Source organism: Galbitalea soli (genome assembly GCF_010686725.1).
In the GTDB taxonomy this organism is placed as follows: domain Bacteria; phylum Actinomycetota; class Actinomycetes; order Actinomycetales; family Microbacteriaceae; genus Galbitalea; species Galbitalea soli.
In genome coordinates, this window is the sequence record NZ_JAAGWZ010000001.1 from 972,220 (window position 1) to 998,037 (window position 25,818).

The following is a 25,818-nucleotide window of genomic DNA, read 5'->3' on the forward strand; positions in this document are numbered from 1 at the left end:
GCTCATGCTCCGGCATCCGCAACCGGCCCCGCGTCGGTGACCGGCTTGGGGCGCGCCTCGGACTTCTCCTTGAGGGCCTTTCGCCCGAGCGAGCGACGCTGACGCGGGTCGAAGGCGTCGCGGAGCCCGTCTCCGATGAAGTTGATGCTGAGGGCGATGATCACGATGAAGATACCGGGCCACCAGAACAGCCACGGCCGGGTGGTGAACGCGGTCTCGTACTGGCTGATGAGCGAACCGAGTGACACATCGGGAGCGTGCACACCGAGGCCGAGGTAGCTGAGCGCCGTCTCGGTGAGGATCGTCGCCGACATGGTGAGCGTGGCGCTCACGATGATGACGCCGACCGCGTTCGGGAGGATGTGGCGGAAGATGATGCGCGCCGCGCTCGCTCCGGCGACCCGCGCCGCCTCGACGAACTCGCGTTCTCGGAGGGCCAGCACTTCGCCGCGCACGAGCCGCGCGAGACTCGTCCAGACGAGACCACCGAGCACGAGCGCCAGGGCGATCGATCCCGCGTTGGAGAAAAGGTGGGCGACGATCGCCGCGAGCAGGATGAGCGGAACGATGATGATGAGGTCGGTCAGGCGCATCAGCAGCGAGTCCACGACGCCGCCGACGTAGCCGGCCACCGACCCGATGACGGTGCCGAGCACGGTCGACGCGACACCCGTGACGAGGATGATCATGAGCGACTGCTGCATGCCGCGCATGACCCGCGCGAACATGTCGTGACCCACGTCGTCCTGGCCGAAGGGGTGGTTGCCGAGGTGGATGCCGGATCCGCCGAGCCACTGCGGAATCAGGCTCAGCGTCGGCGCCGTGCCGTTCTCGGGCTGCGGCACGGCGTCATAGGTCCACTTCCACCACCCGGTGGTGTGCCAGCCGAGCACGTTGATGCCGATGGCGCTGAAGGAGAGGATGACCACGAGCAGCAGCACGACGAGGCTTATCATCGCGCCCTTGTGCCGCAGGAAGCGGCGGAGCACGATGCGGCCGAGGCTGAGGCCCTCGACCTCCTTCATCGCGATGGCATTCTCCGCCTTGTCGCTGCCCCCGCCGTCGCCGGGGGTTCCGGCCGGGGTGGCGTCGCCGGCGAACTGCTCGCTGCGCACCTTCTCGTTGCGCGGGTCCTCCGAGTTCGGACCCGTTCCGATGTCGCTGCCGATGGCGGGACCCTGTCCCAGTGGTGAACTCATGCCGATACCCGAATTCGTGGATCAAGACCCGTGTAGATGAGGTCCGCTAGTGCGTTGAAGACGACGGCCGCGACCGCCGTGATGAGGAACACGCCCATGATGGTGTTCACGTCGACGATGTTGATCGCTCCCTGGAACAGAGCTCCCATGCCGGTCCAGCCGAACACCGACTCCGTGACGACCGCGCCACCGATGAGCGCGCCGAAGTCGAGCGCGATGACCGTGGTGACGGGGATCAGCGCGTTGCGGAAAGCGTGCCGCATGATGACCGTGCGCTCGGTGAGGCCCTTCGCGCGCGCGGTGCGGATGTAGTCCTGGTTCATGACGTCGAGGAGGCTCGCCCGCGAGTAGCGGCTGTAGCCGGCGATCGACGCGAGGATCAGCGCCATCGTGGGCAGCAGCAGGTGGGTGAAGCTGTCGAGGCCGGTGATCCAGTAGTCGGCCGTCAGGTCGGGAGTTCCCGATCCGATGGTCGCGACCGGGCGGCCCTGTGCCACCTGGTTGAAGTAGACGTCCCACGACTTGAGGAAGCGGTCGAGCAGCAGGAACAGCGCCATCACGAAGCCCGTGAGGGCGCCGGTGCGCACGGACTGGCCGCGGTCGACACCTCCCCAGAAGTAGCCGGTGGCTCCGCCGATCGCGGCGATGAGGATCACGATGAGCGCGACCGTGAAGAAGTTGATGATCGCGTACTGGTTGAAGAGCGCCTGCAGCGGGAAGTAGAGCACGAGACCGATGCCCACGACCGAGAGGGCCGTGTTACGCGACTTCTTGTTGGCCCACCCCGTGGAGAGAACGGTGATCAGGTAGGCGGCGCCGAGCGACAGCACCACGAACGCGACCGGCCCGAGGCTGGGGTTCTTGAGCCAGCCGGTGAGGCTGATGTAGGCGAGCACGACTCCCGCGGCGGCCCCGGCGATCACGAAGACGAGGATGCGCCGTCGCAGGTCGCCGCCGATGATGCCCATCCAGACGATCCCCGAGACGAGCGCCGTGACCACGATGGTCACCGGCCCGATCACCGGGTCGGCCAAGAAGTTGTTGAAGCCGATCGCGGCGAACTGCTTGAGCATCACCGCGATCCAGAAGATCGGCAGGGAGAAGAACAGGAACGACACGAAGGTGGCCGTGTAGTCGTAGGTCGTGTACTGGCGCAGGGCGGTCGTGATGCCGATCGTGAGTCCGACGACGATGGCGACGATCGTGGCACCGGTGACGAGGGTCAACGTCGACCCCATCGCGGTGGACAGCTCGGAGGTCACGGACTGGCCGTTGGGCGAGTGACCGAGGTCGAGCTTGCCGATGACGCCGGCGAGCAGACCGCCGAGCCAGAGGAAGTATCGAAGGAAGGGCGGGATGTCGAGGTGAAGCAGTTGAACGCGCTGCTGGATCAGCTGCGCCTTGTTGATCGCGTGCGATGACTCGAGGTCGGCAAGCGGGTTGCCCGAGAGGGCGGAGAGAATGTAAACGAGGTACGAGGCCACGAACAACACCGCGATCGACGCGAGGGTCCGGCGGGCCAAAAATGTCAGCACAGAATGCCTACCTTTCTAGGCGGGTTCTTTCCGGCAGAGAGCCGGGGTCGCATCGCGACCCCGGCTCCCGTTACTTCAGAACCGTCTTGGAGTTTACTTCTTCACGGTCCAGTCGAAGAAGTTCCAGAACACGTTCGGCACCAGCGGTGCGTCGGACACGTTCTCGACGGTGTTGGAGTGTGCCGTCACGTCGGGCAGCTGGAACAGGATCATCGACATCGCGTCGCCCCATGCCTGCTTGTCGACGTCCTGCAGAAGTGCGATCTGCTTGGCGTTGTCCTGCTCGGTCTCCAGTGCCTTGAAGTCGGCGTCAACCGTCTTGTTCGAGTAGCCGTTGAAGTTGGAGTTGCCGCCCGTGATGAACTGCGACTCCGCACCGGTACGGGCGAGGCTCGTGTACGACCACGCGAACACCGTCGCGTCGTAGTTGTACTTGCCGCTGCCCAGACCGTTGGCACCGAAGAAGTCGGCGGTGGGCTTGCCCACGTCGACCACGTTGAAGCCGGAGGCCTTCGCAGCCGCCTGCAGGAGCTGGAACTCACCCGCACGACGCGGGTTGTCGTTCGCGTAGGCGAACTTGACCGTGACCGGGGTCTTCACTCCGGCCTTGGCGAGGAGCGCCTTGGCACCGGCGTTGTCGAGCGTCGCGTAGTCGGAGGAACCGTTCGCAGCGACCGAGGCGTCGTAGCCGTCCTGACCCGGAATGAAGGTCTGGGAGTTGTCCGGCTTGATGTTGCTCGCCAGCGGCTTGATGAGGCGCTCGATGATCTGGTCACGCGGGATCGACTTCAGGAAGGCCTGGCGAACCAGCAGCGCCTTGGCGGCGTCGCCGCCGTACGTGGCCGGGTCGAACGGTCCCTTGTTGTTGAAGGTGAGGTCGATGTGCTCGTAGTCCGAGGTCGGCGTGGTCGTCGTGGTGACGCCCTTGACCGCGCTCAGCGCCTTGACGGTGTCGGAGGTCGCCTGGCCGTAGATGATGTTGACCTCACCGTTGGAGAGAGCCTGCACCTGCGCGGTCTGGTCGGCGATGAAGCGAACCGTGATCTTCGAGACGTGGGTCTTCGGGCCCCAGTTGTACGCCGGGTTGGCCGTCAGGGTCACGTACTGGTTCTTGACCAGCTTCGAGATGACGTACGGGCCGTCGGTGACGAGCGCGGCCTTGTTCGACGGCATGCCCTCGAAGTTGAACCCGGTCGCCCACGCGGTGGCGAGCTTGGTCAGGGTCGCGGTGTCGTTGTCCTGGATGGCCTTGACGACGGCATCCTGTGCGGCCTTGCCCTTCTTCGAGTCGATGCCGGCGAGCTCCCAGGTGGAGGCGGCGGGCATGTTCACGATGGGCTGGAGCTCCCAGTCGACGTAGGGCTTGTCGTACACGAACGTGATCGACTGGCCGTTGTCGGAGATCTCCGGGGTCTTGGTGATGAGGTCGAAGCCGGTTCCGGCGTAGACCGAGGTGAAGTTGACGCCCTTGGGGTCGTTGTACTTCGTAATGCTGGACGCCCAGTTGAGGAGCATGTCCGATGCGTTGACGGGGGTTCCGTCAGACCACTTCACACCCTTGTTGATCGTGTACTTGATCGTCAGCGGGTTGTCGCTGACCTTGGTGTACGTGCCGAACTTGGTGTTCTTCACCAGGGCGGGGGTGTTGTCGTAGTAGTTGAAGCCAGAACTCGTCATGTAGATGATGTTCTGGTTGTACGTCGAGTTACCCGTCGTGGTGTTCGCGTTGAGCGAGCTGAAGGCCGAGTTCTGGGCGACGGTCACCGAAGTCGATGCTGTGACCTCTGAACCCGATCCACCCGAGGATGAGCAGCCCGACAAGACGAGGGCGCCCGCCGCAACGACTGCGGCGAGCGCAGTCCAGCGTTTGATTTTCAATTTTCCTCCTGTGCAAAGTGGAGCTAACGGCAGGACGATTCCTAGCGTTCTGCCGCGCTTATTAGTTGCCACACTAAAACGGGTGTCAACCATCGCCAAACTGTAAACAGAAACGTTACACATTGGTAACGCGCACTCACTTTCCTTGCGCGCCACGCAACAGATCCTCGATGGACCGGGCAAATACGCATGAAAAGTGCGTGTGTGCGGCGTCTATGATTCGAACCTTCATATCGGGTCGGCGTATCATCGCTGACGTGCCGCCGTCTCCACCGCCCCTGCCGCGCGAGACGGCAGCCCCGGCGCCGTCGGCCCCGAGCGGCCGCGGGCGAATCCGCGCGGAGATCGCGATCGTGCTCGGCCTCTCGCTCGGCACTTCCGCGGTCGCGGCGATCGTCCAGCTCATCGACCTGAGCACCCGGAGCGCCCCCCTCGGCCACCAGTCCGCCGCGCTCAACACCTCCGACAGCACCCGCCCCGTCTTCGACCTGCTCTACCAGCTCATCGACCTGGGCGCCCAGCTCGTGCCCGTGGCCCTCGTCTGCTTCCTGCTCTGGCGCGCGACCGCGCCGCACCTCGGCGCGCTGGGGATCGACGCACGGCGGCCGGTGCGCGACGCTGCGCTGGGCATCCTGCTCGCCCTCGTGATCGGGATCGGTGGAATCGGGGTGTACCTCGGCGGGAGGGCGCTCGGCGTCACCGTCGCGGTCTCGGCCAACGGTCTGGGCTCGTACTGGTGGACCGTGCCCGTCCTGCTGCTCTCGGCGCTGCGCGCGGGGCTGCAGGAGGAGGTGATCGTCGTGGGGTACCTCTTCGCGCGCCTGCGCCGGCTGGGCGTCGGCCCGTGGCCGATCATCGTCGCCACGAGCCTGTTCCGTGGCACGTACCACCTGTATCAGGGCTGGGGCGCGTTCGTCGGCAACGCGATCATGGGGCTCATCTTCGGCACGCTCTACCAGCGCTACGGACGGCTGCTGCCGCTCATCATCGCCCACACGCTCATCGACGCGGCGATCTTCGTCGGCTACTCCTGGGCGGCGGCCACCTTCCCCGCACTGCTCCGCTGACCGTCGCCCGCCGCGCCGGCACCCCGCGAGAGCGAGGGCACCGGCACGGCGCGGCGGATTACTCGGCGAAGGCTTCGATCGGCGGGCAGGCACAGACCAGATTGCGGTCGCCGTAGGCCTGGTCGATCCGGCGCACCGGAGGCCAGTACTTGCTGCGGATGAGCGACGAGACGGGGTAGACCGCCTCCTCCCGCGTGTAGGCGTGGGTCCACTCCCCCGCGATGACCGACTGCGCCGTGTGCGGGGCGCCGACCAGGGGGTTGTCGTCGGCCGGCCAGCGACCCTCGGCCACCGCATCCGCCTCGGCCCGGATCGCGATCATCGCGTCGATGAATCGGTCGATCTCGGGCAGATCCTCGCTCTCGGTCGGCTCCACCATGAGGGTGCCCGCGACCGGGAACGACATCGTCGGGGCATGGAAGCCATAGTCGATGAGGCGCTTGGCCACGTCGTCGACGGTCACTCCCGTGGCTGCGGTGAGCGGGCGCAGGTCGAGGATGCACTCGTGCGCCACCAGGCCGTTGTCGCCCGCGTACAGCACCGGGAAGTGGTCGCGCAGGCGCACCGCGACGTAGTTGGCCGCGAGCACGGCCGCGCCCGTCGCCGCCTTCAACCCGTCCGCGCCCATCATGCGCACATAGGCCCAGCTGATCGGCAGGATGCTCGGGCTCCCGTACGGCGCCGCACTCACGATGTTGCGGTGCCACGGCACGGTCGCGCCCTCCCGGCCCGCCACCACGTCGCGCTGGGCGAGCGGATGACCGGGCAGGTACGGCGCGAGGTGAGCCTTCGCCGCGACGGGACCGACCCCGGGACCGCCGCCGCCGTGCGGGATGCAGAAGGTCTTGTGGAGGTTGAGGTGCGAGACGTCGCCGCCGAAGTCGCCGAAGCGCGCGTAGCCCAGGAGCGCGTTGAGGTTCGCGCCGTCGACGTAGACCTGGCCGCCCGCCTCGTGCACGGCGTCGGTGATGTCGCGGATCTCGTGCTCGTAGACGCCGTGCGTCGAGGGGTAGGTGATCATGAGCGCCGCCAGCTGCTCGGCGTTCGCGGCGATCTTCGCGCGGAGGTCGCCGAGGTCGACATTGCCGAGCTCGTCGGTCGCCACGACGACGACCCTCATGCCGGCGAGCACCGCGCTCGCCGCGTTCGTGCCGTGCGCACTCGAGGGGATCAGGCAGACGGTGCGGTGCGCGTCACCGCGGGCGTGGTGATACCCGCGGATCGCGAGCAGCCCGGCGAGCTCGCCCTGGCTCCCCGCGTTGGGCTGCAGGGAGACCGAGTCGTAGCCGGTCACCTCCGCGAGCCAGCGCTGCAGCTGCTCGATGAGGTCGAGGTAGCCCGCGACGTCGGACGCCGGCGCGAAGGGGTGGATGGCGGCGAACTCGGGCCAGGTCACCGCCTCCATCTCGGTGGCCGCGTTGAGCTTCATCGTGCACGACCCCAGCGGGATCATGCCGCGGTCGAGCGCGTAGTCCTTGTCGGCGAGGTACTTGAGGTACCGCATCATCGCCGTCTCACTCCGGTGGGTGTTGAACACCGGGTGCGTGAGGTACTCGCTGGCACGGTCGAGGTCCGCGGGCCAGCGGCGGCGCGGCTCGCGCGCCGGCGTTCCCGCTACGGCCCCCGGTGCGGTGCCGAACACCGCGGCGAGCGCGGCGTCGGTCTCCTCGCCGTCGAAGGCGGAGGCCTCGTCGAAACTCAGGCTCACGGTGTCGGCGTCGACCAGGTGGATGGTCACCCCGCGGTCGAGCGCCGCGGCGACCAGCTCATCCGCACGCCCGGGCACGCGCACGGTGAGGGTGTCGAAGAAGGTGTCGTTCACGACATCGTGGCCCGCGTCGGCGAGCGCGGTGGCGAAGGAACCGGCCTGCTCGTGGACGCGGCGGGCGATCATCCGCAGCCCCTGGGGCCCGTGGTACACGGCGTACATGGACGCCATGACGGCGAGCAGCACCTGCGCGGTGCAGATGTTGGAGGTGGCCTTCTCGCGCCGGATGTGCTGCTCCCGCGTCTGCAGGGTGAGGCGGTAGGCGGGATGCCCGGTCGCATCCTGCGAGACCCCCACGAGTCGCCCGGGCAGCTGTCGCTCGAGCCCCGCGCGCACGGCCATGTAACCGGCGTGCGGTCCACCGAATCCCATGGGCACACCGAAGCGCTGGGAGGTGCCCACCGCGATGTCGGCACCCAGCTCGCCCGGGGAGGTGAGGAGGGTGAGCGCGAGCAGATCGGCCGCGACGACGGCCAGCCCACCCCGCGCCTTCACGCCCGCGATGACGGCCGACGGGTCCCAGACCCTGCCGGAGGCTCCCGGGTACTGCACGAAGGCACCGAAGGCATCGAGCGCGGCGTCATCGGCGGCGAACTCGCTGTAGCTCGTCTCGCGGAGGGTGATCCCGACCGCCTCCGCGCGGTTCGCCAGGAGCGCCTTGGTCTGCGGGAGGGCGTCCGCGTCGACGAGGAAGACGCTCGACCGCGAGGCGGATGCCCGGCGCGCGAGCAGCATCGCCTCGACGACGGCCGTTCCCTCGTCGAGCATCGAGGCGTTCGCCGTGGTCATGCCGGTGAGGTCGGAGACCATCGTCTGGAAGTTGATGAGCGCCTCGAGCCGGCCCTGACTGATCTCGGGCTGGTACGGGGTGTACGCGGTGTACCAGCTCGGGTTCTCGAGCACGGTGCGCTTGATGACCGCGGGGGTGATCGTGTCGTAGTAGCCGAGGCCGATCAGGGAGTGCCGCACGGTGTTGCGCGACGCGAGGCGGCGGAGCTCGGCCAGGGCCGCGCGCTCGGAGATCGCCGCCGGGATGCTGGACTCAGCGAGCGGTGCGACGTGGATCGAGTCGGGCACGGCGGCCTCGACGAGCTGGTCGACCGAGTCGTAGCCGACCGCGGAGAGCATCTCCAGCTGCGCGAGTGAGTCCGTTCCGATGTGGCGTTCCTGGAAGGAGGCGGCCATCACTCGCCGACCAGCGCGCGGTACTCGTCCCACGACAGGAGCGCGGGCAGCGCGGTGAACTCGACCTTGATGAGCCAGCCCGCGCCGAAGGGATCGCTGTTGACGAGCTCCGGGCTCGCCACGACGGCGTCGTTGGCCTCGAGCACGGTGCCGTCGATGGGCGCGAAGAGCTCCCCGACCGACTTCGTCGACTCGATCTCGCCGACCACGGTTCCCGCCGCGACCGCGGAGCCGACCGCGGGCAGGTCGACGAAGACCACGTCGCCCAGCTTCTCGGCGGCGTAGGCGGTGATGCCGACGGTCGCCGTGGTGCCGTCGACGAGCACCCACTCGTGCTCGGCGGTGTACTGGAGTTCGGACTGCTCGGCCATCACTTGGACTCTCTCTTATAGAAGGGAAGGGGAACGACGGTCGCGTCGATACGCGTGCCGCGGACATCGATGAAGAGGGGGCTGCCGACCGCGGAGTGGGCGGCGTCGACGAAGGCCATCGCGATCGGATGACCGAGCGTCGGCGACAGCGCCCCACTCGTGATCCTCCCCACGGGGTCGCCGCCCTCGGCCGAGCAGTACACGGAGTAGTCGGCCCGACCCGCGCGCTTGCCCTCGGCGCTGAGCCCGACCAGCACACGGGCATCCGCCGGGGGCCCGGCCTCGATCGCCGCGCGCCCCACGAAGTCGCCCTCCTTGGCGAGCGCGACGACGCGGCCGAGGCCCGCGCTCACCGGGAAGGTGTGCTGGTCGAGCTCGTGCCCGTACAGTGGCATGCCCGCCTCCAGCCGAAGCGTGTCGCGGCTGGCGAGCCCGGCCGGGACGAGTCCGGAGCCGGCGCCGGTCTCGGCGAGCGCCTCCCAGATGGCCGGGGCGATGTCGGGCGCGCAGTAGATCTCGAAGCCGTCTTCGCCGGTGTACCCGGTGCGGGCGATGAGCAGCTCGTGGACATCCTCGTAGTGCCCGCTCCGGGCGCGGTAGTAGCCGAGCTCGGCGAGCCCGTCGACGCCGATGCCGACCGTCTGGTCGAGGATCTCGAGCGAGCGGGGGCCCTGGATCGCGATGAGCGCGATGTCGTCGGACTCGTCGAAGACCTCGCAGTCGAACGGCGACGCCCGGTCGAGCAGTTCCCGCGCGACGAGCTCGCGGTTGGCGGCGTTCGCGACGACGAGGAAGCGGTCCTCCCCCGTGCGATAGACGACGAGGTCGTCGAGGATCCCGCCGGTCCTGGCCAGGAGCAGACTGTATTTGGCCTGCCCGACCGCGATGGCGGAGAGGCGCCCGGCGAGCGCGTAGTCGAGGGCGTCGCCCGCCTCGGGACCGATCACCAGAATCTCCGCCATGTGCGAGAGGTCGAAGAGGCCCGCCGCCGTGCGCACGGCGTGGTGCTCGGCGAGGTCGGAGCTGTACCGCACCGGCATCTGCCAGCCCGCGAAGTCGGTGAAGCTGGCGCCCGCCGCGACGTGGATCGCGTGCAGCGGCGAATATCGCTCGGGGGTTGAACTGCTTTCGGTCATGGAGTTCTCCGTCAGGCTGGGCTGGACAAGAACTCCCCCTCTGTCATCGGCCTGAGAGTTTCGCCGACCCGGAGGGTCGACTTTCACCGTCGGCGGCAGCCCGGCTGGTCTGCCGGACGGCTCTTTTCAGAGTGGCCAGTTCGATGCGGTACATAAACCTGAGAGATTGGCGGGGAGGCTTGCTCCTTCGGTGCATTCCCATTGGGGGGATGCTCTCCCGCATCGCGTGCGCGGCCCGATGTTCGATTGTGGGATCAGCCTAGCCGGTCTGCCCACTACCCTCTACGCGACAGTGCTCGTGCCCCCGTTCCGCGGGCGCGGAAACGGGGGCACGAGCGGGTCGCGGGCTCAGCCCTCGCGGGTCTTCGGCGAGCTCTCGAGCGTCTTCGCCGGGTCGCGCTCGATGATGTCGCCGAGGGCCTCATCGATGCGCGCGAGGAGCTCGGCGGGAATCGTGACTCCGGCGGCCTTCACGTTCTCGTGCACCTGCTCGGGGCGCGACGCGCCGATGATCGCGGTGGCCACGTTCTCGTTCTGGAGCACCCAGGCGACCGCCAGCTGCGCGAGCGACAGCCCGAGCTCCTCGGCGATCGGCGCCAGCTTCTGCACGCGGCCGAGCACGTCGTCGTTCATGAATCGCTTGATCATGTTGGCGCCGCCCTTCTCGTCGGTCGCGCGGCTGCCCGCGGGAAGCTCGGCGCCCGGGCGGTACTTGCCGGTGAGCACGCCCTGCGCGATCGGCGACCAGACCACCTGGGAGATGCCCAGTTCCTTGGACGTCGGCACGACCTCCGCCTCGATGACGCGCCACAGCGCGGAGTACTGGGGCTGGTTGGAGATGAGCTGGATCTTGTGCTCCTTCGCGAGGGCGTGGCCCGCGCGAAGCTGGTCGGCGGTCCACTCGCTCACGCCGATGTAGAGCGCCTTGCCCTGGCGCACGATGTCGGCGAACGCCTGGAACGTCTCCTCCAGCGGGGTCTCGTAGTCGAAGCGGTGCGCCTGATAGAGATCGACGTAGTCGGTCTGCAGCCGTGACAGGGATCCGTCGATCGACTCCATGATGTGCTTGCGCGAGAGGCCGAGGTCGTTGTGCCCCTTCGGGCCCGTCGGGCCGAAGACCTTCGTGAAGATCTCGAGCGACTGGCGGCGCTGGCCCTTGAGCGCCTCACCGAGGACGGTCTCCGCCGCGGTGTTCGCGTAGACATCGGCCGTGTCGAAGGTGGTGATGCCCGCGTCGAGCGCCGCCGAGACGCACGCCTTCGCGGTGTCGTTCTCCACCTGCGAGCCGTGGGTCAGCCAGTTGCCGTAGGTGATCTCCGAGATCTTGAAGCCTGAGTTGCCGAGGTATCTGAATTCCATGGTCCCCACGCTACGCCGTCACGGGGTCGCGGGGGTCAGCGGCGGAAGACGCGGGCCGCGAGGGTGCGCAGGCGGCGGCTGAGGTCATCCGTCACGCTGTTCGAGAACTCCATGATCCCGGCGCCGGGGTGCGCGGTCATGCGGGCGATGACCGTTTCGGCGTGGATGGCCCGCGCTTCGGCGAGGGTGGCGGGGGCCTGGTGCGTGTCTCCCGCGATCTCGGCGAGGAGGGCGGCGCGCACGCCCGCGGTCACCTCCGCGGAGGCACCGGCGAGTGCGCGGACGTTCGGGGTGTCGACTCCCGCGGCGAGCCACTCCCCCGCGCGCGCCGGGAGCTCGCTGCTGACGAGCAGCCCCAGCATGCGGGCGGCCTCCGCGGCGCGGATCTCGGCGAGGGCGTCGCGACCGGCGTTCACGCGACGCGCTCGATCGCTCGGGTCACTCGTCGTCATCCTCGTCGCCCGCCTGGTACTCCGGGTCGTCGATCCCCGGATCCTCGTCGTCCTCGTCTCCGAATGCGCCGAGCGTCTCCTCGGCCGCGATCGTGAGTTCGATGATGCCGCTGAGGAGGGCGTCGAGGCTGGCACTGCGTAGCAGAGCGATCTGATCGAGCTCGCCGAGGGGCGCGATCCCGGCGAGCTGCCAGGAGGATTCGACGGGATCGTCGGAGAGCTCGACGGTCGCCGCCCAGCGCTGGTCGGCGAATTCGCTCACCCGGGCCAGGGTGCGCCGCACCTGCTGCTCCGCGCGAAGGCGCAGGGGCTCGAGCGACGCGTCCCACTCCAGCTCGGGGAGCACTCTCACCTCGGCGCGCGGGAAGGGGTCATCGTCGAGCCACTCCACGATCTCGATCCGACGCTCACCCTGCGCCAGCACCGAGACGAAGCCCTCCGCACCCTCGAGCTCGGTGATCTGGGCGACGGTGCCGTAGCGGAAGCGCTGCTCGCCGCCCCCGACCTCCTGGCCGCGCTCGATCAAGACCACGCCGAACTCCGCGGGCTCGTTCTCCAGGATTCGGGCGAGCATCACGAGATAGCGCTCCTCGAAGATGCGGAGCGGGAGGGGCATGCACGGGAACAGCACCGAACCCAGCGGGAACATGGGAATCTCGGTCATGTCGACACTCTACGTCGCCCGCCGCTTCGCTCGATCCGGCCGCACGATGACGAGGAACCGACTCACAGCACGCCCGCAGCCTCGGCCTGTCGCTGGGCATCGGGGCGCCCGCCCCGCCGGCGCCCGCGGATAGTGACGATTCCGACCGCGACCACCCAGGCGAGCCACGGGAACGTCGCGAAGACGGCGACTCCCACTCCCCCGGCGGAGACGAAGGAGGTGTCGTTGGTGCCGCCGAACATCGTCGGCACCGCGAGCACGTTGAGGACCGCGACGACATAGGCGACGCGACCCGTCCAGACCGGGAGCGCGCGCGACGCGAGGGTCACGTACCCGGAGGCGGCGGAGACCAGCGCGAGCAGCACGCAACTGATCGAGCCGAACATCAGCATGTGACCCTCCGTGAGGGAACGCAGCGCGGAGGGGTCGGCGTGGGGATTCACCGCCTCGAGCGCCGCACCCGCCTCCAGCGAGTCGCCGACGAGGGTCACCCCCACGAAGACGAGACCCGCGCCGAAGGCGAGATCGGTGATCCACTCCAGATCGGGCCGCACCTTCGAGATGAGCTGGCGGAAGCCGGCGAGGAAGACGATCAACGCCCCCATCAGGATCGTGTCGATCATGATCATGATCAGGGTCTTGGTGCTGTTGGTCGCCATGAAGTCGACGAGCGCCTCGCTCTCGTCCAGCGGTGGGCGGGTGCCCGCCGACTGCCGCACCACGAACTCGGCGAGCAGGAGCAGGGCCACCGCGACGGCGGCGAGGCCCGTCCACAGGCTGACATCGGGGGTGCGGCGGCCGGTGCCCAGCCGATTCGTGCCCGCTCGGCTCGTGCCCGCTCGACTCGTGCCCGACTGCCCGCTGCCCCGCTGCCCGTCACCGGCGCGGGGCTCCCGCGGAGTCAAAACGAGCCGCTCGGCAGGTCGCGCTCGCCCTCCACGATGGCGCGCACGATCCGGTCGGCGACGGCGTCCGGGTCGAGCGCCGCTCCGAAGGCGGGCGCGCTGCCGGCGATGGGATGCTCAGACAGGGCCGTCGCGGTGTGCCCGGGCCGGGCATCCACCAGTCGCACGCCGCTGCGCCGGAACTCGCGCGAGGCGGCGGTCACGAAGGAGGCCAGTGCGGCCTTCGACGCGGAGTAGGCGGCGAGGCCCGCCGTCGGTGACTCCGCGACCACTCCGGAGAGGGTGACGACGAAGGGGTCGCGGCCGGCCTGGGCCGAGACGACGAGGAAGGGGAAGGCGTCGCGGATGAGCCGGATCGGCCCGATGGCGTTCACGTCGAAGAGCTCTTCGACCGCCGAGTCGGCGAGCTCGGAGGCGGGGCCGAACGCGACGACGCCGGCCGCGATGACGACGCCGTCGAGGCGACCGTGCTCGGCCACGACCTCGGCGATGAGGTCGCGGGGGCCGGTCGTCTCGCGGAGGTCGGTACGGATCACGCCGTCGGCGGAGTGACCCGCCCGGGCGACGATCGCGCCCGACGCAACGAGGCGGTCGGCGAGCCGCGAACCGAGTCCGCCGGATGCGCCGACCACGAGAACCACCGCACCGCTCAACGCCGTCATGATGCCAGCCTAACCGCGGCGACCTGCGGCGTCGGGTTCAGCGGCGCAGAGGCATCCCGAACTCGTTCACGGCGACCTCGTCGGGCAGCGCATGGTGCTCGGTCGGACAGTTGAGGATCGGATTTCGGGTCGAGTGGTCGATCGTGTGGAGCGACATCGCGCTTCCGCAGACCGGGCACAGTGCGTCGCTGACCTTGGCGACGACCTCGTTGTAGGGTCCGATATCCGGCGGGCCGAGGACGCCGTAGAGCTTCTCATCGAGCCACTCGATGAAATGCACGTAGCCGTCGGCCGCACGGTGGTCATGGACCGCATTCTGCTTATCCATAGGCTCACCGTACGCTCCTTGCGGCGGGGTGGCGCGGCGAATTTCAGGGCGTTGCGCGCCAGCGTCCCAGCATCAGAATGGCGCCGCCGAGCAGCAGGACGCCGACCGCGGCGAACCACACGTTGAGGAACCACTGCATGACCAGGAACGCGGGGATGAAGGTCAGCACCGCGGCGACGGCGACGACGACCGTCGGAGGCGTGGCCGTGAGCTCGCGCGGCGCCTCCCAGCGGCCGACGAGGAACGACAGCCCGAAGACGCCGAGCAGCACGAGCAGGTAGAGCACGGGCCGCGTCGCCCACCACGCTGCCGTCGCGGGCTCGGGGCTCGCGCCCGGAATGAGGAGCGCGATGCCGGAGAGCGCGATGATCACGGGGAGGTGCCAGAGGTACACCGTCATGAGTCGCGAGCCGACCAGGAACACGATCGCGCGCGCGGCACGGGTGCGCATCACGGCGGCGAGGGCCGGGCGCAGCAGCCGGAGAACACAGGCCTGCGCGATCGCGAGCGAGATCAACGGAACGGTCGGCGGGTTGAGGTCGACGAGCATGTCGACCGCGTAGGGCCCGCCGCCGATTCGGGTGAGCGGCACGAGGGTGGCGTAGGCCGCGGCGGCGATCAGGACCAGCTGCCACCACGCCCGGCGGTCGAACCAGCCGTCGGCGTACCAGAACCCCAGCTGCTGGATGAACAGCCAGACGAAGAAGAGGTTGCCGAGACCCAGCCAGGTGATGTGGGTGGAATAGCGGAGGGTGTCGACGGCGATGGCGCCGGCGAGGAGCAGGAGGAGGGTCATCCGTGGGGCGCGCTCGTGCAGATCGACCATGAGCGGCACGCAGGCCTGGCAGAGCGCATAGGCGGCCAGGAACCACAGCGGCGAGCCTGCGCCGACCGCCGCGGCGGCGACGATCTGGGGCGCGATCCCGATGAGCGCGGCCGCCCCGAGAACGACCAGGTAGAAGATGAAAAGGGGAAAGGCCGGCTGCGCGAGGCGCAGCACACGGTTGCGGACGTACTCCGTGGCCCCTTCGCCGCGTCGGATGAGGCTGCGCCAGGCGGTTCGGCTCGCGAACCCGCCCACCACGAAGAAGAGGGGCATGATCTGCCCGGCCCAGGTGACGAGCGGAAACCACGGCTGAAGCTCGAGCGGACGCGAGATGGAGAGCGCGCCGGTCGAGTCGCGACCGATGCCGACAGACAGCAAGTGGATGACCACCACGAGCAGCACGCAGAACACCCGTGCCAGATCGAGCGTGAGGTCACGCTTCGACAGGTCGAGCGATGAGGGGGTCGACGCGACGGTCATGGCGGTGCTCCTGCGGTGGTGGCATCACTGCGCCCCGACGTGCGCGGGGACGTGGCTGATGATTATGCCTCACCCGGGCGGTGCAGGCGCGCCTCTCGGCCCGCTAGTTGTTGAAACGGAACTCGACGACGTCGCCGTCTTGCATGACGTACTCCTTGCCCTCGATGCGCGCTTTGCCGTGCGCCCGCGCCTCGGCGATCGAGCCGGTCGCGATGAGGTCGTCGAAGGAGATGACCTCGGCCTTGATGAAGCCCTTCTCGAAGTCGGAGTGGATGACGCCCGCGGCCTGCGGCGCCTTCCAGCCCTTTCCGATCGTCCAGGCCCGCGTCTCCTTCGGCCCGGCGGTCAGGTAGGTCTGCAATCCGAGCGTGTCGAAGCCGATGCGGGCGAGCTGGTCGAGCCCGCTCTCCTCCTGGCCGGTGCTGGCGAGGAGTTCTGCGGCGTCGTCGGGATCGAGATCGATGAGTTCGGATTCGAGCTTGGCGTCGAGGAAGACGGCGTGGGCGGGCGCGACGAGGGCTGCCAGCGCGGCCCTGCCGTCGGCATCCGTGAGGACGGCCTCGTCGACGTTGAAGACGTAGATGAATGGCTTGGAGGTGAGGAGGCCGAGCTCGCGGATGGGCGCGAGGTCGAGGGTGGATGCCGACAGCGGCTTTCCCTGGCCGAGCCAGGCGATGGCGGCCTTCACGGTGTCCATGGTCGCCTGGGTGATCTTCTTGGCGCGGAACTCTTTCTCATACCGCGCTTCGGCCTTCTCGAGCGTCTGGAGGTCGGCGAGCATGAGTTCGGTATTGATCGTCTCCATGTCACTGGCGGCGTCGACCTTGCCGTCGACGTGCACCACGTCCGGGTCGTCGAATCCGCGGATGACCTGCGCGATGGCGTCGGCCTCCCGGATGTTGGCGAGGAACTTGTTGCCCAGCCCCTCACCCACGCTCGCGCCCTTCACGATCCCGGCGATATCGACGAACGAGACGGGCGCCGGGAGGATCCGCTCGCTGTGGAACAGTTCGGCGAGCGCCGCAAGTCGCGGATCGGGCAGGTTCACGATGCCGACGTTCGGCTCGATGGTGGCGAAGGGATAGTTCGCCGCGAGCACCGAGTTCTTGGTCAGCGCGTTGAAGAGCGTCGACTTGCCGACATTGGGGAGACCGACGATCGCGATAGTAAGAGCCACGAGGGTCAAGGGTATCGTGCGCACAGCGGGCGCCCGCCCGGGGCGAGGGCACACGCCGCCACTCACTGCACCGATTCATAGTGGAACCGCGGCTCCTCGCCCGCGAAATCGATCACCCCGTTGAGCCAGAAGTACACGGGCACCTTCTCGTGATAGGTCTTCGAGTACCAGGTGTCGTCGAAGACCGCCGTCGCCTGCCCCGGCTGCAGCGAGGTGAGGCGCCACCGCCCGTCGTCGTCGATCATGGTGACGGTGGCGGGGAGTCCGTCGACCGTCCAGTGAACCTTCGTGACACCGGTGTAATCGGTGAGCTCGAACGGGCAGCCCCGGGGTGTTAGTGTCGTCGACCGCGCACACTGGGCCAGGAAGGCCTGGGTCTGCGTGGCGATCGCGCGCCCGAATGCGGCCGTCGGGTGAAGGTCGAAATGCACCTCGGCGGAGGATTCCGGTGACGAGTCGACGACCACCGTCGCGGACTCCGCGCTGAAGTAGCGGTGGTGGCCGCCGAGGCGAACGGAATAGCTGCCGGGAAGCGCGGCGAACACCGCGTACCCCGGGTCGGAGGTCGATTCGACCAGATCGATGCTGTGACCGTTGACGACGACGGTCGAGACCCCGGAGACGAGATCGATCGACACGGTGGGCAGCTGCACCGGCCTGAGCGACCACTCATCGAAGAAGAGGAACGCGCGGCCCGTCCGACGGAGCGTCACGGTCTCGAGGGTCGAGGTGTCGCCCTGTTCGAGCCGCGCGCTCACGGTCACGGTGTCGCCCGCGGTCCGTTCGTCGATGATGCGGTATCGATCGACCCTGCCCGGACTGTCGTGCACGACTCGCGGGTCGAGGAGGGCGTCACTCACGCCGGACGTGTCGACGTGGCCGATCGAGCGAACCGTCGCCACGTCGCCGGTGGCGAGAGCGGAGAAGTACCGCTCCGCCTGGGCACGCGCGCTGAAGACCGAGCTGCTGAGGAGTCCGACGCCGACGGTGATGACGACCACGAGAAGCAGGAGACCCGCGAGCACGACGGCCGTGATGGTTCTCCCGCGGCTCGCGGCCGGAATCCGGTCAGGCGGCGCGAGTTGGGAGGAGAGCCCGCTTGGGAGAACACCGAGGATGACCGGGCCCACCCAGATCGCGGTCGCGTGCACGATGACCCCGAGCGCCGCGAACACGAGGAAGGTCCAGCTGACCGGGCCGACGCTGAACGAGAAGCCGGGGCTCGACGATCCCGCATCGGGAACGCGCATCGCGAGTGCGACAGTGCCGAACGCTGTGACGAGTGCACCCACCACCGCGAAGCCCGCGGTGGTGGCCGCGCCGCTGCGCCAGCTGCGCAGTTCGACGCGGTCCACCCGCGCCGCGAGGAGCGCCCCCACGGCGAGCACCACCACGATATTGAGCAGGACCGCCGTGAGGACGACCCACGACGGTGCGGCGGTGGCGAACCATCCCGAGCCGTCGGCGGGGATGCCCTCGGCGCCCGTCGGCACCGGCGTCTGATCGATCGGGGCGAGTGACGCGAGGGCCATGACATTCGCCGCGATCGTCGGCAGGAGCAGCATGACCCCGAGAAGGCGACCGGGTGCGGAGAGGGCTGGGTCGTCGAGCGGCCCCGACGGCCTGAGGAGAACGTAGAGCATGGCGGCGAGCAGGGCGAGCGCGAAGGCGGGAACGACGTACGCGGCGGCGGCGCGGCCGGCGTGGCCGATCAGGCGACGCAGCAGCGCGGCGCCGTCGCGCTCGCGGCCTCGCCCGAGCCCGCGCGCCGCGACGGCCGCGAGCGTGCACACGAGGAACGCGACGATGAACCCGGGGAAACCCGCCGCGGAGACGTCGAGTCGCGCATCGCCGGCTCGCAGGACCCAGTCGGCGCCGAAGGGCGCACCACCGGGTGCGATGCGGTCGAGGCGCACCAGCGACAGTGGCATCACCGCAGCGATGATGGTCGAGAGCAGCGCGACGACCGCACCGGCGACGAGCGAGCGGATCCAGCGCTCGACCCGCGTCGCGGAAACCCGTACGCGCTCATCCCACCAGCTCAGGAGCACGAGCGCGAGAACCGCTGCCGCGGTGACGGGGACAGGGATCCAGAACCCGCTCGCGCGGATCGCGGTCCCGCCGAACAGGAGGGTCCAGTGGGTCGATGCGCCGAAGGCCGTCGCCACCAACTGGGCAGAGGCCTCGGCGAGCGATCGCGCATCCATCCAGTGGCGCTGCCCTGCCCCGAGTTGGAGGGCGAGCAGTCCGAGTGCGGCGACGACGGCCGCGACCGCGTAGGAGGCCGCACCGCCGAGGACGGCGCGCCGGTAGCGCGAGGGGTCGATGCCGCGGAGGACGCGGAGTGGTGGCGCGATGGCGGAATCGGTCGCCGCTTCAGTGGTTTCAGTCATGAGAATCTCCCGGTTGTCGCCCGAAACCGTAGCCGCGAGACGCCCCTCGCCACGCCCTGGCCGATGGGGCTGTGGATAACCGACAGCTCCGACGGGAGCTGTGCAGGAGGCGGACGCGACCGCAGTGCGCAACCCGCGGGGGCGATACCGGTCGAGGTCGGACCCCCGTGAGACGATCATCCGGTGCCCCTGGATTTCACCGCCATCGACTTCGAGACCGCCAACTCCTCGAGTGCCTCGGCGTGCTCGGTCGGCATGGTCAAGGTGCGCGACGGGCGAGTCGTCGACGAGGCGTACTGGCTGATCCACCCGCCGTTCGGCTACGACGACTTCTCGGAGTGGAACACCCGGATCCACGGCATCATGGCGGTCGACGTGGCAGACGCGCCGCTGTGGAGCGAGCAGCTCGCCGATCTCGTCGGCTTCGCGGGCGACGACCACCTGGTCGCGCACAACGCGCGATTCGACATGGGCGTCATCGTGGGGGCGTGCGCCGCGAGCTTCGTCGAGACGCCGTCATTCCGTTACGCCTGCAGCCTGCAGGTCGCGCGCAAGACCTACACCCTGGACTCGTATCGGCTGCCCGTCGCCGCGATGGCGGCCGGCTTCGAGGACTTCGAACATCACAACGCGCTCGCCGACGCGCTCGCCTGCGCGGCCATCATGGTGCACGCCGCCCGGCGCCACGATGCCCTCGACATCCCCCACCTGGCCCGCATCACGGGCACGCGCATCGACCACATCGGTGCACTCGCGGAGGACCACCGCCCCGGAGTGCTGGCCGACTGAGGCTCCCCGCTCAGTTCTGCGGGAACCCCAGGTTGATGCCGCCGTGCGAGGGATCGAGCCAGCGCGAGGTGATCGCCTTCTGGCGGGTGAAGAAGTGGATCGCGTCGGGCCCGTAGGCCTTGGTGTCACCGAAGAGCGAGTCCTTCCATCCGCCGAAAGAGTAGTAGCCGACCGGGACGGGGATGGGCACGTTGATGCCGACCATCCCCACCTGCACCTCGTTCTGGAAGCGCCTCGCCGCGCCACCGTCATTCGTGAAGATCGCGGTGCCGTTGCCGTAGCGCGAGGCGTTGATGATCGCCAGGCCCTCCTCGTACGACTCAACGCGCACGATGGAGAGCACCGGCCCGAAGATCTCCTCCGTGTACACCCGTGAGGTGACGGGAACCCGATCGATGAGGGTCGGTCCGAGCCAGAACCCGTCCGCCGCGCCATCGACCTCGACACCGCGTCCGTCGACCACGATCGTCGCGCCGTCCTCGGCTGCGACATCGAGGTAGCCGGCGACCTTGTCGCGGTGCTCGCGCGTGATGAGGGGGCCCATGTCGCAATTGCGGGTGCCGTCGCCGACGCGGAGGCCGGACATCCTCTCGCGGATCTTCTCGATGAGCTCGTCGGCGACCGGCTCGACGGCGACGACGACCGAGATCGCCATGCAGCGCTCGCCCGCCGACCCGAACCCGGCGTTCACCGCGGAGTCGGCCACGAGGTCGAGGTCGGCGTCCGGCAGCACGAGCATGTGGTTCTTCGCGCCGCCGAGCGCCTGAACCCGCTTGCCGAGGCGCGCCGCGGTCTCGTAGATGTACTTCGCGATGGGGGTCGAGCCCACGAACGAGATCGAGGCGATGTCGGGATGCTCGAGCAGGGCATCCACCGACTCCTTGTCGCCGTGCACCACATTGAACACGCCGTCGGGCAGGCCCGCCTCGGTGAGCGCCGCGGCCATCCACAGGGAGGCGGACGGGTCCTTCTCGCTCGGCTTCAGCACGACCGTGTTGCCCGCCGCCAGCGCGATCGGGAAGAACCAGAGGGGCACCATGGCCGGAAAGTTGAAGGGGCTGATGATTCCGACCACGCCGAGCGCCTGGCGGATCGAGTACACGTCCACGCCGGTCGAGACGTTCTCGCTGAACTCGCCCTTGGCGAGGTGCGGCAGCCCGGTCGCGAACTCGACGACCTCCAGCCCGCGCGCGATCTCGCCCAGAGCGTCGGAGGTCACTTTGCCGTGCTCATTGGTCAGGATCGCGGCCAGCTCGCCCTTGCGCGCGTTCAGGATCTCGCGGAACGCGAACATCACCTGCTGACGCTTCGCCCACGACGCCCGCGACCACGCGGGGAACGCGGCCGCGGCGGCGGCGACGGCGACATCGACGTCGCCCCGGCTCGCCAGCCGAACCTCGCGCGCCACCTCACCGAGCGCGGGGTTGTAGACGGGTGCGGTGCGGGTGGATGACCCGCTCGCCGTCCCCCCGTTGATCCAGTGTTCGACGATCTCTGGCGCCGCGACAGCGGGCTCGACAATGCTCATAGCGCCACTCTAACCAGAGACATTTCGAGAACATTTTGCTGCCTCGATTCGTCCCGCGCGGCCCCGCGCCGCGAGCCGGTGTCGGCCCTGCCTGCCACACTGGGCGTCATGGATGCTCTCTCCCTGTTCATCGGTCTGGTCATCGGCATCGTGCTCGGCGGCGCCCTCGGCCTCCTGCTCGGTCGGGGCCGCCGAGCGACCCCGAGCGGTGCCGAGATTCCCGAGGTGCTGGCGGCACGGCACGCCGCGGAGCTCGCGGAGGTTCGCGGCGAGGAGCAGCGCGCCCGCGCGGGGCTTCAGCAGGAGCTCGCGGCCACGGCCGCCACCCTCGACGGCGCGCGCGAGCAGCTTCTGCTGCAGCGCGAGCAGTTCCGCGCGCAGATCGCTCAGCAGGAGGATCGGCTGGTCGAGTTCCAGCAACGACTGCGCGACATCCAGGAGGCGGAGGCGGAGCGGCAGCGCAGCGACGGCAAGGTTCTCGTCGCGTTGAGCCCCGTGCAGGAGAAGCTCGAAGCCGTGCAGCGCAAGGTGCAGGAGCTGGAGGAACAGCGCAGCCAGCAGTACGGGGCCCTCAGCCAGCAGCTGCGGGCGGCGAACGAGTCGGAGGAGCGCCTGCGGAGCACCGCCGAATCGCTCGCCTCGGCGCTCCGCTCCAACAGCATCCGCGGAGTGTGGGGCGAGACGCAGCTGCGCAACGTGGTCGAGGCGGCGGGGCTCATCGAGCGCGTCGACTTCGACGTCCAGGCGTCGATCAACTCGGATGCGGGTGCGGGGCGACCCGACATGGTCATCCACCTGCCCGGGGGCAAGAACATCGCGGTCGATGCGAAGGTGCCGTTCACCGCGTACCTCGAGGCCAGCCAGATCTCCCCCTCATCGACCGGCGAGGAGGGGGCTCGTCGCGAGTCGCTCATGAAGCAGCACGTGAAGGTCGTGCGCGGCCACATCGACACGCTCGCCAGCAAGGCCTACTGGGCGGGGCTCGACGCCTCACCCGAACTCGTGATCGCGTTCATCCCGAGCGAATCGCTCGTCTCCTCGGCGATGGAGGCCGACCCCGGGATCATGGACTACGCCTTCAGCAAGCGGGTCGCGCTGGCCTCCCCCGTCACCCTCTGGTCGGTGCTCAAAACGGTGGCGTTCTCGTGGCAGCAGAACGTGCTCACCGACGAGGCGAAGGAGCTCTTCGACCTGAGCAAGCAGCTCTACGGTCGCCTGGCGACCCTCGCCGGCCACGTGGAGAAGTTGGGGCGCTCCATCGAGAGCACGGTGAAGAACTACAACGGCTTCGTCGGCTCGATGGAGAGGCAGGTGCTCCCGACCGCGCGGAAGCTGAACAACCTGGACGAGTCCACGGTGCTGGGAGCGCTGTCGGGCATCGAGGAATCGCCGCGCGAGCTGGCCGCCTTCGAACTCGTCGCGGAGCTCGAGGCTAACGCCGAGGAGCGGGCGGCGCTCGAGGAATAGCCCGTGCCGCGCGGCCGGAACGGTGCAAGACTGCTGGAAGAGTGGCCGGTCGGCCGCATCCGACGAGGGAGCACACGATGGTGACGACGACGGGCATGTTCAGTGGATTCTCGGTGACCGACGTGGAGGAGGCTCGCGAGTTCTACGGCGAGACCCTCGGCCTCGCCGTCACCGTGAACGAGATGGGCTTCCTCAACATCCAGCTGCCGGCGGGCGGCGCGGTTCTCGTCTACGGCAAGCCCGATCACACCCCCGCGACCTTCACCATCCTCAACCTCGAGGTCGACGACATCGACGTGGCCGCGGACGAGCTCGAAGCCGCCGGCGTCACGCTGCTCAGGTACGAGGGCGCGCACCAGGACGAGCGCGGGATCGCCCGCGGTCGCAGCGCCGGCTACGGACCCGACATCGCCTGGTTCACCGATCCGGCCGGCAACGTTCTGTCGATCCTGCACTAGCCGTCGGGGTCAGTCGAGCCACTTCTCGGCGAGGTGGTCGGCGATCACCCGCCGGATCGTGCCCGAGCGGGAGCGCAGCACGATCGACTCCGTGCGGATGACCGGCCCCATGCGCCGCACACCGGCAACGAGCCCGCCATCGGTGACGCCCGTCGCCACGAAATAGGTGTTGTCACTCGTCACCAGCTCGTCGGCCTCGTACACGTGGTCGAACTTGAGACCGGCATCGAGTCCCCGCTGGCGCTGGTCATCGTCGATGGGGTGGAGCATCGTCTGGATGAACCCGCCGAGCGCCTTGATCGCGCACGCTGTGACGACCCCTTCCGGGCTGCCGCCGATCCCGGCGCACATGTCGATCCGGGTGCCGTACCGCGCGGCGTTGATGCCGCCCGCAACGTCGCCGTCGAGAAGCATGCGGGTGCCCGCGCCGGCCGCGCGGATGTCGTCGATGAGCTGCGCGTGACGGGGGCGGTCGAGCACGGCGACGGTGATCTCCTCCACCGGCTTGCCCTTCGCCGCGGCCAGTGCGCGGATGTTCTCCCCGATGGGCTTGCGGATGTCGATGACCCCGATGCCCTCGGCTCCCGCCACGATCTTGTTCATGTAGTACACGGTGGAGGCGTCGAGCATGCTGCCGCGATCGGCAACGGCGATCATCGAGAGCGCGTTCTGGCGCCCTGCCGCGGTGAGCGAGGTGCCGTCGATGGGGTCCACGGCGATGTCGCAGGACGGTCCTCGCCCGTTCCCGACGTGCTCGCCGTTGAACAGCATGGGCGCCTTGTCTTTCTCGCCCTCACCGATGACGACCACGCCGTCGAACTCGACGGTGCCGAGGAACTTGCGCATCGCATCCACCGCGGCGCCATCGGCCGCGAGCTTGTCGCCCCGGCCGATGAAGGGCACGGCCCGGATGGCGGCGGCCTCGGTGGCGCGAACGAGCTCCATTCCGAGGTTGCGGTCGGGCTCGAGATAGACGGTCGCGCTGTCGGTGCTCACCAAGGGAATGCTCTTTCGTAGGCGTGGAAATAGGGACACACACGGAGCTGATGGTGGTGAGCAGCGCCGTGGACCAGCTTAGTAGACTGTGCATCGGCCACGCCCTCTCGCGTCCTCGAAGGAGAAGATCCATGCCCGTTGCTACCCCTGACCAGTACGCAGAGATGCTCGACAAGGCGAAGAACGGCGGCTTCGCCTACCCGGCCATCAACGTCTCCTCCTCCTCGACGATCAATGCCGTGCTCCAGGGCCTCACCGAGGCCGGCTCCGACGGCATCATCCAGGTGACGACCGGCGGTGCCGACTACTTCGCGGGCCAGACCGTCAAGAATCGCGCCTCGGGCGCCGTCGCCTTCGCCGCCTTCGCGACCGAGGTCGCCAAGAACTACCCGATCACCGTCGCGCTGCACACCGACCACTGCCCGAAGGACGCGCTCGACGGCTTCGTGCTCCCCCTCATCGCCGCCTCCGAGGCGGAGGTCAAGGCGGGCCGCAACCCCATCTTCCAGTCGCACATGTGGGACGGCTCCGCCGTGCCGCTCGCCGAGAACCTGGAGATCGCGAAGACGCTGCTCCCCCGCATGAAGGCGATCAACGCCATTCTCGAGGTCGAGATCGGCGTTGTCGGCGGCGAGGAAGACGGCGTGAGTCACGACATCAACGAGCACCTGTACACGACGCTCGACGACGCGATCGCGACCGTCGAGGCGCTCGGACTCGGGGAGCAGGGGCGCTACATGGCCGCGCTCACCTTCGGCAACGTGCACGGTGTGTACAAGCCGGGCAACGTGAAGCTGCGCCCCGAACTGCTGGGCAGCATCCAGAAAGGCCTCGCGGAGAAGTACGGAACCGGCGCGCGCCCCCTCGACCTCGTCTTCCACGGCGGCTCAGGCTCGACCGACGCCGAGATCGCGGAGGCGGTGGCCAACGGCGTCGTGAAGATGAACATCGACACCGACACCCAGTACGCCTTCAGCCGCTCGATCGCCGACACGGTGCTGAAGAACTACGACGGCTTCCTCAAGGTCGATGGCGAGGTGGGGAACAAGAAGATCTACGACCCGCGCGCCTGGGGCAAGCTGGCCGAGACCGCGATGGCCGCCCGCGTGGTCGAGGCCACGAAGCAGCTCGGCTCGGCGGGTCACTCCGCCGGCTGACGCGCCCGCGGCGGCCCGCGGCAGCGGTCATCCGCGCG

The 25,818-nt window shown here is 68.7% G+C and carries 22 protein-coding genes and 2 riboswitches; of the genes, 5 read left to right on the forward strand and 17 right to left on the reverse strand.

The genetic code is table 11. The features are described from left to right. Positions 1–2 precede the first annotated feature (2 nt). The 3 genes from G3T37_RS04565 to G3T37_RS04575 all read right to left on the reverse strand — a co-directional run bounded on the left by G3T37_RS04565 (position 3) and on the right by G3T37_RS04575 (position 4,498). A complete protein-coding gene (locus tag G3T37_RS04565; protein ID WP_241732089.1) occupies positions 3–1,199 on the reverse strand; it encodes an ABC transporter permease in 1,197 nt (398 codons plus the stop codon). Further along, positions 1,196–2,734 (reverse strand): ABC transporter permease subunit, encoded by a 1,539-nt coding sequence (locus G3T37_RS04570; RefSeq protein ID WP_163472254.1) that lies wholly within the window; start codon positions 2,732–2,734, stop codon positions 1,196–1,198. Before G3T37_RS04570 ends, G3T37_RS04565 begins: the two co-directional genes overlap by 4 nt. A 93-nt stretch (positions 2,735–2,827) precedes the next feature. Then, complete coding sequence (locus G3T37_RS04575) at positions 2,828–4,498, reverse strand: ABC transporter substrate-binding protein (RefSeq protein ID WP_163472255.1); 1,671 nt, start codon at positions 4,496–4,498, stop codon at positions 2,828–2,830. Between the two features lie 329 nt (positions 4,499–4,827). Between G3T37_RS04575 and G3T37_RS04580 the strand changes: the two genes are divergently transcribed. Next, a complete protein-coding gene (locus tag G3T37_RS04580) occupies positions 4,828–5,679 on the forward strand; it encodes a CPBP family intramembrane glutamic endopeptidase (protein ID WP_163472256.1) in 852 nt (283 codons plus the stop codon). 58 nt (positions 5,680–5,737) lie between these two features. Here the strand turns inward: G3T37_RS04580 and gcvP are convergent, their stop codons facing one another. The 12 genes from gcvP to G3T37_RS04640 form a co-directional block, all read right to left on the reverse strand. Beyond that, positions 5,738–8,632, reverse strand: coding sequence for an aminomethyl-transferring glycine dehydrogenase (gene gcvP, locus G3T37_RS04585; protein WP_163472257.1), 2,895 nt, complete (start codon positions 8,630–8,632; stop codon positions 5,738–5,740). Continuing rightward, on the reverse strand, positions 8,632–9,003 hold the full coding sequence (gcvH, locus tag G3T37_RS04590) for a glycine cleavage system protein GcvH (protein WP_163472258.1): 372 nt from the start codon (positions 9,001–9,003) through the stop codon (positions 8,632–8,634). The genes gcvP and gcvH overlap by 1 nt, the downstream gene beginning before the upstream one ends. Beyond that, the gene (gcvT, locus tag G3T37_RS04595; protein ID WP_163472259.1) at positions 9,003–10,139 is read right to left on the reverse strand and encodes a glycine cleavage system aminomethyltransferase GcvT; all 1,137 of its coding nucleotides are present in this window, start codon (positions 10,137–10,139) and stop codon (positions 9,003–9,005) included. Before gcvT ends, gcvH begins: the two co-directional genes overlap by 1 nt. Before the next feature lie 30 nt (positions 10,140–10,169). Beyond that, a riboswitch (glycine riboswitch) is annotated at positions 10,170–10,275 on the reverse strand. After that, positions 10,276–10,369, reverse strand: a riboswitch (glycine riboswitch). It lies immediately after the preceding riboswitch. 118 nt (positions 10,370–10,487) lie between these two features. Then, on the reverse strand, positions 10,488–11,498 hold the full coding sequence (locus G3T37_RS04600) for an aldo/keto reductase family protein (protein ID WP_163472260.1): 1,011 nt from the start codon (positions 11,496–11,498) through the stop codon (positions 10,488–10,490). Between the two features lie 35 nt (positions 11,499–11,533). Further along, on the reverse strand, positions 11,534–11,950 hold the full coding sequence (locus G3T37_RS04605) for a hypothetical protein (RefSeq protein ID WP_163472261.1): 417 nt from the start codon (positions 11,948–11,950) through the stop codon (positions 11,534–11,536). Continuing rightward, entirely contained in the window at positions 11,937–12,614 is a 678-nt protein-coding gene (locus G3T37_RS04610) for an LON peptidase substrate-binding domain-containing protein (protein WP_241732090.1), read from the reverse strand. Before G3T37_RS04610 ends, G3T37_RS04605 begins: the two co-directional genes overlap by 14 nt. A gap of 62 nt (positions 12,615–12,676) precedes the next feature. Continuing rightward, complete coding sequence (locus G3T37_RS04615) at positions 12,677–13,519, reverse strand: hypothetical protein (protein WP_163472262.1); 843 nt, start codon at positions 13,517–13,519, stop codon at positions 12,677–12,679. After that, a complete protein-coding gene (locus tag G3T37_RS04620; RefSeq protein WP_163472263.1) occupies positions 13,516–14,181 on the reverse strand; it encodes an SDR family NAD(P)-dependent oxidoreductase in 666 nt (221 codons plus the stop codon). Before G3T37_RS04620 ends, G3T37_RS04615 begins: the two co-directional genes overlap by 4 nt. A 37-nt stretch (positions 14,182–14,218) precedes the next feature. After that, entirely contained in the window at positions 14,219–14,509 is a 291-nt protein-coding gene (locus tag G3T37_RS04625) for a hypothetical protein (RefSeq protein WP_163472264.1), read from the reverse strand. Positions 14,510–14,552: 43 nt separating this feature from the next. Continuing rightward, the gene (locus G3T37_RS04630; RefSeq protein WP_163472265.1) at positions 14,553–15,815 is read right to left on the reverse strand and encodes an acyltransferase family protein; all 1,263 of its coding nucleotides are present in this window, start codon (positions 15,813–15,815) and stop codon (positions 14,553–14,555) included. Positions 15,816–15,918: 103 nt separating this feature from the next. Beyond that, the gene (gene ychF, locus G3T37_RS04635; protein ID WP_163472266.1) at positions 15,919–16,992 is read right to left on the reverse strand and encodes a redox-regulated ATPase YchF; all 1,074 of its coding nucleotides are present in this window, start codon (positions 16,990–16,992) and stop codon (positions 15,919–15,921) included. A gap of 62 nt (positions 16,993–17,054) precedes the next feature. Then, on the reverse strand, positions 17,055–19,385 hold the full coding sequence (locus G3T37_RS04640) for a hypothetical protein (RefSeq protein ID WP_163472267.1): 2,331 nt from the start codon (positions 19,383–19,385) through the stop codon (positions 17,055–17,057). A gap of 183 nt (positions 19,386–19,568) precedes the next feature. On the opposite strand from G3T37_RS04640, the gene G3T37_RS04645 reads away from it, so the two are divergent. After that, positions 19,569–20,174 carry an exonuclease domain-containing protein gene (locus tag G3T37_RS04645; protein WP_163472268.1) on the forward strand — a complete coding sequence of 202 codons (606 nt, stop codon included), beginning with the start codon at positions 19,569–19,571 and terminating at the stop codon, positions 20,172–20,174. A 10-nt stretch (positions 20,175–20,184) separates the two neighbouring features. Here the strand turns inward: G3T37_RS04645 and G3T37_RS04650 are convergent, their stop codons facing one another. Further along, complete coding sequence (locus G3T37_RS04650) at positions 20,185–21,702, reverse strand: CoA-acylating methylmalonate-semialdehyde dehydrogenase (protein ID WP_163472269.1); 1,518 nt, start codon at positions 21,700–21,702, stop codon at positions 20,185–20,187. 108 nt (positions 21,703–21,810) lie between these two features. Between G3T37_RS04650 and G3T37_RS04655 the strand changes: the two genes are divergently transcribed. Together G3T37_RS04655 and G3T37_RS04660 are read left to right on the forward strand one after the other, a co-directional pair. After that, on the forward strand, positions 21,811–23,169 hold the full coding sequence (locus G3T37_RS04655) for a DNA recombination protein RmuC (RefSeq protein WP_163472270.1): 1,359 nt from the start codon (positions 21,811–21,813) through the stop codon (positions 23,167–23,169). A gap of 77 nt (positions 23,170–23,246) precedes the next feature. Beyond that, a complete protein-coding gene (locus G3T37_RS04660; RefSeq protein WP_163472271.1) occupies positions 23,247–23,627 on the forward strand; it encodes a VOC family protein in 381 nt (126 codons plus the stop codon). A gap of 9 nt (positions 23,628–23,636) precedes the next feature. On the opposite strand, the gene glpX is transcribed toward G3T37_RS04660, so the two are convergent. Further along, positions 23,637–24,626, reverse strand: a complete 990-nt coding sequence (gene glpX, locus G3T37_RS04665; protein ID WP_422110968.1) for a class II fructose-bisphosphatase — start codon at positions 24,624–24,626, stop codon at positions 23,637–23,639. Between the two features lie 128 nt (positions 24,627–24,754). On the opposite strand from glpX, the gene fbaA reads away from it, so the two are divergent. Beyond that, positions 24,755–25,780, forward strand: coding sequence for a class II fructose-bisphosphate aldolase (gene fbaA / locus G3T37_RS04670; protein WP_163472272.1), 1,026 nt, complete (start codon positions 24,755–24,757; stop codon positions 25,778–25,780). The last annotated feature ends 38 nt before the right edge of the window (positions 25,781–25,818 follow it).